We start from the raw sequence: 13259 nt of genomic DNA, 5'->3' as shown, positions 1-13259 counted from the left end.
AGGTTACAAACCTCGCGCCGCGATTAAATCGCCCCTAGATTGAACAAATTTCAATCCACAAAGGTCAACACGCCCTAACTCGCTACAACTTTGTATCTTACGCAAAACATGCTAATAAAATGGAGCTTCCCGAATACCATGAAATTAACAACACCTATGCCCCCAGAAGAGGCTGATTTTGAAGCCTTAAAAGCTGGTCTCACTGCATTTAATGAATCTTTTACTGGCATTGTATTTAGAGAAAAAGTGTCTGCTTTTGTAAAAGATGACTCAAATGAAATTTTTGGCGGCATATTAGGTGAAATTAATTGGGACTGGATGCACATTCAAGGCCTATGGGTTGATGCCAGTGTTCGTAAAATGGGTTGGGGACTTAAACTTTTATCTGAAATGGAGGGCTATGCTTTGTCAAAAGGGATTAAAAATATACGGCTAGAAACAACCACATTTCAGGCGCTCGATTTTTATATTAAAGCGGGATATTCTATTTTTGGTGAATTAGCCAACATGCCTAATGGACACACCAGTTATTTTTTACAAAAGCAGCTAAACGTATAACAACACGACCGTAAAAAGATGCCAAATAAAACAATAAAATTTAAAGCAGCCCTAAAGCTGCTTTAAATAGGTTTATTATCCAAAGCTCAGGTTATATTACTAAAGTAATTGCCATACGCTCGCTGAATCTGGCTTATCCCCTTGTGTCCACCATTTTGCTTGGTATTGATTACCTTGATAAATAACTTTATCACCACTGTTGTAAACCGCCGATGACTGCCAAGCTCGATTGCCTTCTCCATCTGTAGGTGGTGATTGCGCATCCCACGGCCCACCTAAGTCAGGGCTGTTTCCTTGAGTCCACCATTTAGCTTTATAAGTTATTGTATTAAATACAACTGTATCGTCTTTAACATATACCTTACTTGCATCCCATGTGTCCGCAGTCGGAGGGGTTGTTGAATCGTTGTTTGTTACGGTAACAGTAAAGTTTTGTGTAGTTGAAACCTGACCATCACTTACAGAGACAGAAACCGTAAAGTCTGTGTTTTGTGCAACTGCGTCTGCTTCAAGGCTGATATTTGCGCCGTCACCGACACGTTTTAATCCTGCAGGTACGCTCCAGCTATAAGTTAGTACATCGTTTTGTGCATCGGTTGCAATAACTAAAACTGTTGCAGTTGCGCCCTCTTCAAGGGTTATATCTGCAAGGGTGTTAATAACAGGTGCAGTATTTTCGCCACCACTGGTTGGCGCCAGTACATTAACAACAATTGCTTTACTAACGGTTACTTTACCATCAGACACATTGACTGTTGCTGCAAACTGGCTATCTTGACTCACATTTGGGGCAGTAATTGCCACTGTGCTCGTCGTCTCCCCTGAAATAGATAACTGCGCGGCAGCTGTCCACGAAAAGGTGAGGACATCGTTATCGGCATCGGTTGCGGTTGCACTTACAGATACTGATTCACCTGCGTTGACTGTCACTGTATTTTGTACATTTAAAACAGGTTTGTTATTAACCGGTTGCACAACGCCACCTAAACCATCATGCATTGCATTAAGAATATCGCCGTTATCGCCGTCGATTTCCCATGCAAATAAGCCGCCTAAGTTGTACTGTTGAACATATTGGCCTTTTGCAATGACAGATTTAGCATTATCGTATGTAATAAGCTTTCCTGTTGAGCGATTCCACACATACGCGCCTTGAGCTTGATCATCATAACCCACTTCAAAACCATTCACGCCCATGCCATCAGGACCAATCATGAAAGATTTAATACCTTTGTAATCAATTACACCATCTTCCCATACGCCCTGCGCGTTACTTCCTTTTAATGGACCTGAGCCGGTTGCTGTCATTGGATTACCATCAATAGTGGTACCTGTTGGAAAAACCCCTTCCCAACCACGGCCATACATTGCAGCGCCCACTACAATTTTTTTAGATGGTACATTTTGCGCTAATAATAACTGCACTGCGTTATCTGTTGTATATGCGGGGCCTTTACGTGGCTCACCGCTTCCATCTGTGCCCGTGCCATTACATTCACCTGCGCTAATATGTTCACCACAATAAAGTGCAGCTTGATGGCCTGTTACGCCACTCCATGCGCCGTAAAAGTCATAAGTCATCGCAAAAATGTAATTCATATACTGGCTAGCTGCTTGGTAGTCAACGTCTTCAATTTTGTCATACCCTGCGCCAATGGCAGATGTTAGCTCGTATGTACGGCCAGTTTCAGCTTCAAGTTGATCAAGCATGGTGCGTAGCTCTTGCATTAATGCCACATAAGCTGGACCATCATTTATTGGATCGCCGATATCTGGGTTAGGGCCGTCACCACCAGGAAATTCCCAGTCAATATCGACACCATCGTAAAACTTCCATGTTCTTAAAAATTCTTCCATTGATGCTACAAAAGTGTCGCGGTTAGCTTTATTAGTAAAACCTCCGAATGGGTCTGATAATGTCCAACCACCCACAGATGGTAAAATTTTCAGATCTGGGTAGCGCTGTTTAAGCGCCATTAACTGTGAATACGTACCACGGATTGGATCGTTTGCATCCACACCTGGTAATGCTTTTTGTACAGCGGCCCATGGATCGTGAATAACCACTTCATAATCAGCAGTGCCAGCACAAGCTGTTTCAAGTGCCCGCTTAGGACCGCCAGTTAATGATGCATTTTCACCACAAATTGGAATAAAGCCATATAGAATGTGACTTAGGTTTTGTGCGGGGATATTTGTTACATCAAAGTCACGCCCGTAAATGCCCCATTCAACAAAATAAGCACCCGTAACCAAATCTTGTTTAACACCAATGTCACGGTTATTAGCGTCAACATCCATTGGCAGTGGCGCTAAATGAGATCCGTCGGTATCGGCTATAACTATTGGTTTCCCTGCACTGCGAGCACACGTACTCCCTCCTTCACATAACTCAACGTACAATGTATGACGACCTGCTTTGTCATAAAGAAAAGAAATAGTCCCGGTCTTAGAACCAGCCGCAAGAGTGCCTTCATTTACCAACATGTCATCAAAGTAAACTTTGTAACTATCACCACCGTCACCGCTCCATGCACTCCATTGAATATTGATATTCACCTGCTCTACACGGGTAACAAGTTGTTTATATGATCCATTCCCCTCCAAATCCACTTCCACAAAAGAATATTGTTGCGGTTCCCAATTAATACTTGGTGTAGACGGTGCGGCAATCGCTGTACTTGCAAATAATGCTGCGCCAATGGCGACTGTTAACTGTTTAATATTCATATTTTTCTCTCATTTTGTTACAAAGGCGTGTTGATTTTAAAAATTAAAATTTGTTCTTTTAGGGGAGATTTAATCCCTTCCTAAAAAGCAACACGCTCTTGTGTTTTTAATAAATGCGAACTAAAAAATTAGTGTGTTAAAGCTTGGCCCACACACTGGCTTGCCCTGGTGTATCATCTTGAGTCCACCATTTAGCGCGATAACCTTGGTTTTGAAAAATCACTTCAGCGCCGCCTTGGTAGGCTTTACCTGCTTTCCATAAATTGCTTTGCTCTGATGATGTTTCACCTTCCCACGCATTTGATTCATCGGGTTGTTGATCTTGGTTCCACCACTTAGCGGTATAAACAACGCCTTGATAAGTGACTTTATCGCCAGCTTGATATACCGCTGAGCCACTCCACTTAGGAGCATCAGAATCGACAACTGTGCTATCGTTAATAGTTACTTTAAAACGCACTTGAGTGGTAAGTTCACCGTCGGATACCGACACTGAAACCGTATAGTCCTTATCAGCTGTTACCTCAGGGGCGTTGAGTTCAATATTTGCATCCCCACCTGTAAAACTAAGCGGGGCTGGCACTGACCAATTATAAGTAAGCGTATTTTGTTCATCGTCAAACGCATGTAAGTGCACTTTTTTTGAGGTATTTTCATCAATGACTAAGTCAGCAGGAGCATTAACAATCGGTGCCGTATTTGTTGGTGAGCTTTGCACACTTAAGGTGTAGGTGTAGTCAGCATTGCTGCTATAAACTTGATTAATTAAAGTATCTGAATCATTAAATACAACATCGCCAGCTTCGTTTTGTACCCCAACTTGCATTAAATGTGCATAATCAAGATTAAGCTGTGCTGCTAATGCTTGCTGCCAGTTGGCACTATTTTGAGCCGTTACTTTAAATTGTTGGTTAATAACTTCTTGGCCACTTTCGTCAAACAAACGTGCCCAAACAGTATCACCCACCGTTGCAGTTTGACCTTGACGTACAAAGTAGCCAACACCACTCCATTGACTTGGTTCAACGGGTGTTGCATCGCTTATAATATTAATGTCGCTACAGTTATAAAAACCTTCGCCAGCTTGATCTACACGCTGCCAACGGCTGTATAAAATGGCATTACCACTGCGACCTTGTGGAATTGCAACATCCATTTCATAGTAACGGTTACCTTGGGTGCCTTTAGTGAAATCAATGTTACTGTGCTCTTGCACCAGTTCCAAATCTGCCCACGTCAACACATCAGTAGCAGCATTAAAACTCGGCTTGGTTAAATAAAACTGCCAAAAACTTGGGTTGTGAGGGGTTGTGGCAAGGTAACGTATTTTTACTTCGCCATTAGCGTTAGGCACAATATCGCTGCGTTGCCAGTGTGGCGATGGTAAATCCATACCGCGTTTTTCATTATCGCCACCAGCGCACAATAACCCATTGGGTACTTTTTCTTCAACCGCTGCTTGATTAAGGTAATCGGGAGTATTAACAGAAAATTCAATATCTTGAACAAACTGAACTGTCCCTGATTCTAAAAATGCTGCACGACATGCTAGATTTGGAATCGCGCTGCCATCAGTTGGCCACCAATAACCTGCATCAGCTTTACAAAATGCTTGCCGTGCTTTTGGGCTATCCATGTAGCCATGCGCAGTAACCTGTGCAGGCATAATTGCAAGCAGTACACAGCTTGAAACTGCTGAGAGCGATAGAGTTTTAAATTTAATTAATGTCATTATTTTATCCTTCAAAAGACTTTAGGCAGAGGCAAATTGTTCCTCGCCTCTAAAGTGGTTTTATTTACAGACTGCAACGTTTGATCCAATCAGCCGTAGCGCCTGGCTCAGACGTGGTCCACCATTTTGCTTTAAAAACCGAGTTTTTATGGGTCATTAAATCGCCACTGGTGGCATGGCTTGGGTTTCCTGCCCAATCTTTCTGTGGAAAGTTTGGGTAAACTGGAATTGATGACACAGCAACACCTTCACATGTGCCTGAATTGTTTGGCTCACTCGTATTGCCTGCTGTTGCCGTTGGGAGTTGCGGGTACTCAAATTTGAATGCGTAAACGTTGCTATCTTTTTCAATAGTAAAGTTACTTGGGCCTGTAATGGGCATGTAGTACATCACTTGTGCGTTAACGGTGGCGCCTGCACTAAAGTCTTTTGGTATACCGCCCCATTCATTATTAAGAGTGATAGAAAAGCGGTGAAACTCATTTTCAAAACCACCTATATTGTTACCCGCTGTATTTGAGCCGTTTACTTCGACTGCCATGCCCAGTTTTTCTTGGGCATTCCAGTTTGATTTAAAAATAGCTGAGGTTGATACCGGTACATCAAATGATATTTTTGCACCGCTTAAATCAATAGATGAGTTATTAGTAAACGAAAAGGTAGGACTTATCGGGTAATTATCATCACCCACAGGAAAGCTGTTCGCTGCAAACGTTACATCAACCGACTCTGTTGGCACTGTAAAACTTGGGTTGCCGCCATGCACATTATATACAACACCACTTTGGTTAAATTTGTCATACGCAAGAGACGTAAGCGTAGTCCCCATGAAATATTCATTTTTTTGTGAGTCGTAATCAAAATCACCTGCAAGCTCCCAAAACATGATGCCGCCTAAGCCATTGTTGATCACGTAGTCAACTTTAGCCGTCATCGATTCTTCGTCTTCGATTGAAAGAAATACTTTTTTATCTGCATTCCATAACCAAGGCGCAATGGCAACGTTGTCGTAGTAGCGTGTATAAGTGCCCGTTAATTTATCTTCTGGGTTTGTATTGGGCGTTAAACCATACGCACCTAAATACGAAGGGGTTATTCCACGTTCGAGGTTTTTAGCATGCCAAAGTGGGTTTGAACCTGCGGGCATTTCTTGGCCTGCATCATTTTTATCATGCCAAAGATTATCTATGCCTAACGCACCATCTCCACATTTGTTTTTTTCACCCACACCGGTGCCAGGCGAACAATTGGCTTGATTTGGTAAAGCAGCTTGCCCCCATAAGCCATTAGTTCCACCACTTACATCTTTAAATCCCCGAGTGTAGTAAGGCAAACCAATATTGATACGACCCGCTGACATGGCACCACGAAAATAACGCACAGCCCAATCTGTATTTAAATAGCCAATACCTTCAAACTCTTTGGTTCCATACACATCCCATTGAGTTAACTCTGAATCTTGACCTGTATCAAACAAGGCTGCGTTATGGCCAACATGTGAGTTCCATGCACCGTGTAGGTCATAAGACATGATATTGACATAATCGAGGTATTTGACCGCTTGGAATGTTTCCATACCACGCAGTAAATAACCTGAAGAAGGGGATGCTATTGTTAAGAGATAATGTTTACCTGCTTTCTCACCGGCACGGTCGAGTGCTTCGCGTACTTTTTTCATTAGCACTTGATATGACGCATTTAAACCAGCGCGGCGTACATTTGAAATAGGAAAATCATCAGGGTGGCCTGAATCTTTCATTGATGAAGGATATTCGTAATCGATATCAACACCATCAAAACCATACTTTTCGATAAACTCAACGGTGCTTTGCGCAAATGCATTAATACCTGAATGATTCACCGAACCATCGGCATGGGTTGTCATTGTGTAAAATCCACCACTTGCAACGCGGCCTGTGCTACCAAAGTAACCGCCTGTTTCTGCCCAGCCTCCAACAGACACTAACGTTTTTACTTGTGGGTATTGTTTTTTGTATTTATTTAAAAGATTAAAGTGCCCCTTATACGTAAAACTCGGATCCATTTCAGCTCCGACCACACCAGGCCATTCCATGTTTGTTGCTGGATTCCCTTGTGCAGCGGGGTCGCCAATTGACATTTTATTGTTTATATCAACATGTGCAAATGCATAGTTGATATGAGTGATTTTATCCCACGGAATGTCATTCACTAAATAACGTGGCTCACCATTTGCGCCATTACGCCAGCTTGTAAAATAACCGATTACGCGCCGAGGATGATCCTCCCCCATAATCTCTCGTCCCTGGGCATCATACACAGTGCAATAAGGGGTATTCACACCTTGGGTTTGATATAAACCCTGAGGTTTACACTCGTTAACGCCATCACTGGGAGTCCCCTCTTTCGCAACTGTTAGTACCTTTGTTGCTTGTGAGATCGCGCCTTCGTTATCTGTCACCGTTAGTGTAAAAGTCACATCTCCACTTGCTGTTACTTGGTATTCATAACGACTTGATGGTGTATTTGCCTGGTATACATCACTGCCATTGACTGCAAAATTAAGCTGCGTTACTTGGCCATCATCGTCAGTGCCTGAGAGCTCAAACACAACACGTGAGCCAACAACAAGTGGATCTGATGAGGTACTAAAAGAAATAGTTGCCATGGGTGGTTGATTTGTAGGTTCAACCACAACATCGTTAACATTAACGGTGCTGGTAACTTGACTCGACTGCTGTCCTTTATCATCAGTTGCCACTGCACTTATTTGATGCGTTCCCACTATTGCTTGCCAACGAGCGCTATACGGAGCAATGCTATCGGTTGTGATCAGGGATCCGTCAACAAAAAATTTAACATGATCAATTGTGCCATCGGTATCTGTCGCTTCAGCCAAAATGACAACGTTGTCTTTAATGGAAAATTGAGAATCATCTGTGGGGGTTAAAATAGAGACTACAGGCGCATCATTGACAACGCTGTCACACACACCTAATTTAATCCATTCTTGCCACTCACCAGCATTTTCAACTGGGTTAGACTGTGTCCACCACTTTGCTTGGTACGCATTACTTTGCGCTTTAACTTGGTTACCCTGAGTATGGGTTTGGCCTAATTGCCATGTATCTAATACGCTGCAATCAACTGCTGCATGCGCGCTTAAACCGATAATACCCAGTGACAATACGCTTAGTTTAAAGGGGGTTTTAATCATTTTACGTGAGCTCATTTGATCCTCCGTTAAAAACTCAATTAACACTTAATTTACATCTTAGTTTCTAAAAGTAGCATAATCTACTCGTTCGTCAACAACTAGAAACTGAACAAGCGAACAAAAAACAACCCAAAATGTAATCACAAATAGTGTGTTTGAGAATTTTATACGTACTAAATCATTATATAACAACGGTTTAGTATCTATATCAGGTAATTTTTCAGGAGAATATTAATTTAAAATTAACAGAAAATTTACTATGGAGGAGGTAGATAGTAAGCAGTTTTTCAGATTATTACTTCTGCCGATATAACTTATTTTTCAGTTGCGCTTTGCTTTTAGAATTAAAGCTGCGTGACCCTAAAAAGGTAAATCTCTTTTAAAATATAAAGCCCAGCAAAGCTAGGCTCAAATAACTTACAAAATGTTAAATACTAATCAAATGAAACTGTAATTGTGTTCGAACACACATTTTGGGTTACACAAAGTTTATAATCGTATGTTGGCAATGTTGCTTTGCGTACATGGTCACGGTATCTGCCGCTATCAGATGTAGTATCCACTAGCTCGCCATTTCGATAAACGTCTAGTGATTCGGCGCCAACGCTTTCCCAGCTAAGCTCTACACGCATCGTATCTAAGCGTGATTTGTTTGCTCGTTTTAAGCTCAACTCAATGTCGACATTACTAACAACTACTATTTGTGTTGAGGTGTCTGTATTGCCTTCACTGTCTGTTACTGTCAGTTCAACTGTGTAACTACCTGGCTCTGAGTAAGTATGTACAGGTCTAGGATCGGCAGACGTTGCACCATCACCAAAGTTCCAACTCCATTGCGTAATATCGCTATTTACGTCACTACTTGTATCAACAAACAAAGCTGTTAACCCTTGCGTATCAACAGTGAAGTCGGCACGTGGCGGTTGCGAGCTTACTTCGCCAAGCGCACTAAAAGTAAGTGACCACGTGTTAATGTTACCCGTGTCAGCAGCGCCAGTGTCAACTACATTGAGTGTCCAATCCCCTGTCGCTACTTCTCCGTTAAACGCATCAGATGTAAAGCGCTTAACAATATCGTCATTACCTCCGCCAATATTACTTTGTAATGTCACTTCACTGCCTTGCGCTGAAATGAGTTTTACAACTAAATCACCCGAATAAGTGTGGGTAATATCTACATTAGCAGCAGTGCCAAATATTGTGAGCTCATCCGCTACATTAATAACGGAACGTGCACCTTCTGGAGAATTATCAGGAATGGCTACACTGTCATCATTACTGTAAGTAAAATCATTTAAACCAGCAGGTTGAATCATTAACTCGACGGTTTTAGTTTTCACTAGCTCGCCTGACGTAGCGGTAACGGTAAACTCATACTCACCCCATGGGGTATCGTTTGTTGTTTCAACATTAAGTTCAACGTCGTCACCCGGATTTGCCGTTGTGCGACTAAGAGAAACACCTTCTAAAGACGATGCTAAATCGAGTGTTACTTCTGAATCCCATCCCGCTATTGAACCTATCGTGAATGTATAAGTTACAGTTTCACCAGCGGTGATCTGTTGTGATTGTGGTGTGACAGAAAGCTTAAAGCCAGGAGTTGGATCTGCATCAACAAGCGCTTGGTGTACATTAAGCCGTGTACCTGCAACGGTTTTACCTTGTAGTGCCGTATTTGCGTCACCGCTATTCATTAATAGCTCTTTTAATTCTTGCGTTGTCAAATCTGGATTAATAGATAAAACAAGCGCTGCAGCACCCGCAACATGTGGTGTTGCCATTGAAGTACCTGAGTATGACGCGTACGAATTACCCGGTGTTGTAGATAAAATAGCACTGCCTGGTGCACCCATATCTACACTGGTTAAACCCCAGTGCGAAAACCATGAAATGCCATCAGTCTGATCTGTACTTGCTACAGACAATACACTCGCATTTTCATAATTTGATGGGTAATGTGGATTAACATCATTATCAATAGTATCGTTACCTGCCGCAGCGACAAACAATAATTCTGCAGCTTCGCTTGATGCTATTGCATCAGCAAGTGCTTGGCTATAACCACCGCCGCCCCAGCTATTATTTAATACGCGTAAGTTAACGCCGGAGTTTTTAAGTCCCACCATATAATCAATACATTTAATTGCGTCTGAAGATGAACCACTACCTTGTGCGTCTAAAAACTTACAACCAACAATCGATACTTCTTGGTTTACACCCACAATGCCTGTTGCGTTATTTCCGCTTGCACCAATAGTTCCCGACACGTGTGAGCCATGTCCTTCGTCATCCATTGGGTCGCCACTGTTAGTAATCGCATTAATACCATGAATGTCATCAATATAACCATTTCCGTCATTATCAATACCATCTCCTGCTATTTCGGCTGTATTTACCCACACATTGCTTGCAAGATCATTATGGGTATAATCTACCCCCGTATCTATAACCCCAACAACTACATCGCGGCTACCCGTAGAAATTTCCCATGCCTCTGGCGCATCAATATCAGCATCAACAGTGCCGCCCGTTTGTCCTTCATTATTTAAGCCCCAAAGCTCATCAAAACGGGGGTCATTTGGCAAACTTGCAATGCTTACACGATAATCTGGTTCAACATATTCAATAGCTTGGTGCGTTTTTAACAGTTTAATAGCGTCTTTAGTACTCATGCCTGATATTTTAAATTTAGCAAGTCGGCCAGACAGTAATGATGTATAGCTGTCATCAACTTCATCGTTATTCAAATCAGTAATTTTAGCTCTTACCAAGGTTCTTGCTTGTTTACGCATTTGAGGGGATGTATTTTTTTTGTATTTAACAATCAGTGAGTCGCTACTTGAAGCAACTTGTTGAATCGCACCTGCATCAGGCAGTTTTGCAGCAGCTAAACAAGGTAATAGTGCAAGTGTAATAATAGATAATTTTGTTTTCATTGTTCTATCCATAGTTGGGTTAGCTCAGTTTCACTAAGCAAGGTGCTTTTACTACTTCAAGTACAAGGGATCACGTGGCAAGTTATTAGCAAACAACTAAATGCCAAATTAAACAAGATAAAAAGTTTAGACAAAACAAAAAATCATTATTTTTGACTGAAATACTTATCAAAAAAACAGTAAACACAGTCTTTTTAATGAAATGAATAATAAAATACCCCATTGCAAAGAGTCATTACTTTTTACTGCTTTTGAAAATGTATTTTCAAAAAGCGCAACATAAAAACCTAACCAATTGAAAGATAAAACTTAATTATTTGGTAAAAAATGATGATTTAAGAATGTGAAATTCTATATAGAGTTAATACGACGTTGCGAGGTTACATACAGTCGCATTAGTTAAAAAAGATGTGTGGTATTTATCCCTTTCAATTATTAATAACGCTTTACCTACTTACAAAGTAAATCAAGCGGATCACAAACTTTATATCAGCACGGCATGCTGAAACACCAAGTACCTTATAAAACCTATAACATTTAAGGTATTTGATTTTACTATCTCAAGGAGAAAATAATGAAGTTAAATAAATCACTTTTAAGCTGTGCGATTGCTATTGCAATGGGTACAAGTTTTGCCTCATATGCTGACACTAACAATAAAGCAGTATCAAACTCTGAAATTAGCACAAAAATTTCGACGCTCAGCACTGCTAATGCAATAACTTTAGCTCAATCGCAAAATAACAACTCCGCAGTGCTAACGCAAAATGGCGATAGCAATGCTCTTGAGATTGCAACAACGGGTAATGAAAATAATACAACGGTCACGCAAACTCAATCGGGTAACTTCACAGGTGTAACAACTACCGGCGATAGTAATACACAAATATATACTCAAGATGGTGTTGCTAATGGTGCGTTAACTGAGCTAACGGGTAATAATAACTCCCTATCAGTGATGCAAAGTGGCCAAGGTATCCTCGTCAATAACGAAGCTATAAATAAAATTGCTGGCGATGATAACACCATTAATATTGAGCAAGGTGCTGGTGGTCATTGGTTTTACAACTACGATATGAAAGGTAATGAAAATGAAGTAAACACACTTCAAACAGGTCAATGGCATGAAGCTGAAATAACGACTCTCACTGGCGATCAAAATACCTTTGATTTAGAGCAAGCGGGTTACTGGAATACGTTCAAAGTAAGTTCTTTGCAAGGTAACGATAACGAGCTTGAAATTGAACAAGACGGTGAGCGCAATGCGATAACAATAAGCGATATTTCAGGTGACGCAAACGAGCTTAAAATAGAGCAAGATGGTGATGCACATGCTGTTACATTTGCTGCTGTGAAAGGTGATGATAACGAAATTAATTTAGATCAAGAAGGTTCATCAAACAAGATAGCATCTAACTTATTTGAAGGATCGAATAATGAAGTAACCATCACCCAGGTAGATGCTAATAACCTAACAACAATAGATGTTGTGGGCGATAATAATGAATTAACAACAATGCAAGTAGGCTCAGCTAATGAAGCTTACATGGGCGTTATTGGTTCAGATAATGAATTTATGGTTAATCAAACGGGTGCAACAAACTCAGTTCATTTAGCTAATTTTAATGGCTCTGATAATGATGTGGATTTAGTACAATCTGGCGACGAAAATACGGTGCTTGTACAGTCTTCATACCCAGATGTATCACTAAGTTCTAATAATAATGATATTGATATTGCGCAAAATGGTGCCGAAAATGAAGCTATTGTAACTCTCGCAGGTATTTTAGAGAGTAATAATAACCAAATTGATATAGCGCAAAGTGGTGATTTAAATGCCATCGATATGATGGTTGAAGGCAATGATCACAGTATTGATATTTCACAAACAGGCGAAGGTAACTGGGTTGGTGGCACGGAACAATCTGCCTTTTTAGTTGGCGGTGCAAACGTAACATTTAACGTAACTCAAATGGGTAACGGTAATATTGTTGAAGGTTCAGTGATTGGTGTAAACAGTACGGTATCGGTTACTCAAATGGGTGATGGAAACGCAACAACAATTACGCAAATGTAATTATACCAATCTGCTTATATATGGGGTCTA

General features: G+C 41.1%; 6 protein-coding genes. 2 read left to right on the top strand and 4 right to left on the bottom strand.

What is annotated here, in order from left to right; translation table 11 throughout:
- Window positions 1-138: 138 nt before the first annotated feature.
- Complete coding sequence (locus CWB66_RS10675) at window positions 139-558, top strand: GNAT family N-acetyltransferase (protein WP_138585372.1); 420 nt, start codon at window positions 139-141, stop codon at window positions 556-558.
- Between the two features lie 99 nt (window positions 559-657).
- On the opposite strand, the gene CWB66_RS10670 is transcribed toward CWB66_RS10675, so the two are convergent.
- The 4 genes from CWB66_RS10670 to CWB66_RS10655 all read right to left on the bottom strand — a co-directional run bounded on the left by CWB66_RS10670 (window position 658) and on the right by CWB66_RS10655 (window position 11152).
- Window positions 658-3288 (bottom strand): glycosyl hydrolase family 18 protein, encoded by a 2631-nt coding sequence (locus tag CWB66_RS10670; protein WP_138585371.1) that lies wholly within the window; start codon window positions 3286-3288, stop codon window positions 658-660.
- Between the two features lie 136 nt (window positions 3289-3424).
- Window positions 3425-5020, bottom strand: a complete 1596-nt coding sequence (locus CWB66_RS10665) for a lytic polysaccharide monooxygenase (RefSeq protein WP_138585370.1) — start codon at window positions 5018-5020, stop codon at window positions 3425-3427.
- A gap of 64 nt (window positions 5021-5084) precedes the next feature.
- On the bottom strand, window positions 5085-8231 hold the full coding sequence (locus CWB66_RS10660) for a glycosyl hydrolase family 18 protein (RefSeq protein ID WP_138585369.1): 3147 nt from the start codon (window positions 8229-8231) through the stop codon (window positions 5085-5087).
- A 419-nt stretch (window positions 8232-8650) separates the two neighbouring features.
- The gene (locus CWB66_RS10655) at window positions 8651-11152 is read right to left on the bottom strand and encodes a S8 family serine peptidase (protein WP_138585368.1); all 2502 of its coding nucleotides are present in this window, start codon (window positions 11150-11152) and stop codon (window positions 8651-8653) included.
- A 574-nt stretch (window positions 11153-11726) separates the two neighbouring features.
- Here CWB66_RS10655 and CWB66_RS10650 point away from each other — a divergent pair.
- Complete coding sequence (locus tag CWB66_RS10650) at window positions 11727-13229, top strand: curlin (RefSeq protein WP_138585367.1); 1503 nt, start codon at window positions 11727-11729, stop codon at window positions 13227-13229.
- Window positions 13230-13259 lie beyond the last annotated feature (30 nt).

The organism is Pseudoalteromonas sp. S558 (genome assembly GCF_005886635.1).
Lineage (GTDB): Bacteria > Pseudomonadota > Gammaproteobacteria > Enterobacterales > Alteromonadaceae > Pseudoalteromonas > Pseudoalteromonas aliena.
The sequence above is the reverse complement of the archived record's forward strand: the minus strand, read 5'-3'. Positions and strand labels throughout refer to the sequence as shown.

Coding starts and splice junctions, on each gene's coding strand:
- CWB66_RS10665 (WP_138585370.1), bottom strand. CDS start 5,020: ATGACATTAATTAAATTTAAAACTCTATCGCTCTCAGCAGTTTCAAGC.
- CWB66_RS10660 (WP_138585369.1), bottom strand. CDS start 8,231: ATGAGCTCACGTAAAATGATTAAAACCCCCTTTAAACTAAGCGTATTG.
- CWB66_RS10675 (WP_138585372.1), top strand. CDS start 139: ATGAAATTAACAACACCTATGCCCCCAGAAGAGGCTGATTTTGAAGCC.
- CWB66_RS10655 (WP_138585368.1), bottom strand. CDS start 11,152: ATGAAAACAAAATTATCTATTATTACACTTGCACTATTACCTTGTTTA.
- CWB66_RS10670 (WP_138585371.1), bottom strand. CDS start 3,288: ATGAATATTAAACAGTTAACAGTCGCCATTGGCGCAGCATTATTTGCA.
- CWB66_RS10650 (WP_138585367.1), top strand. CDS start 11,727: ATGAAGTTAAATAAATCACTTTTAAGCTGTGCGATTGCTATTGCAATG.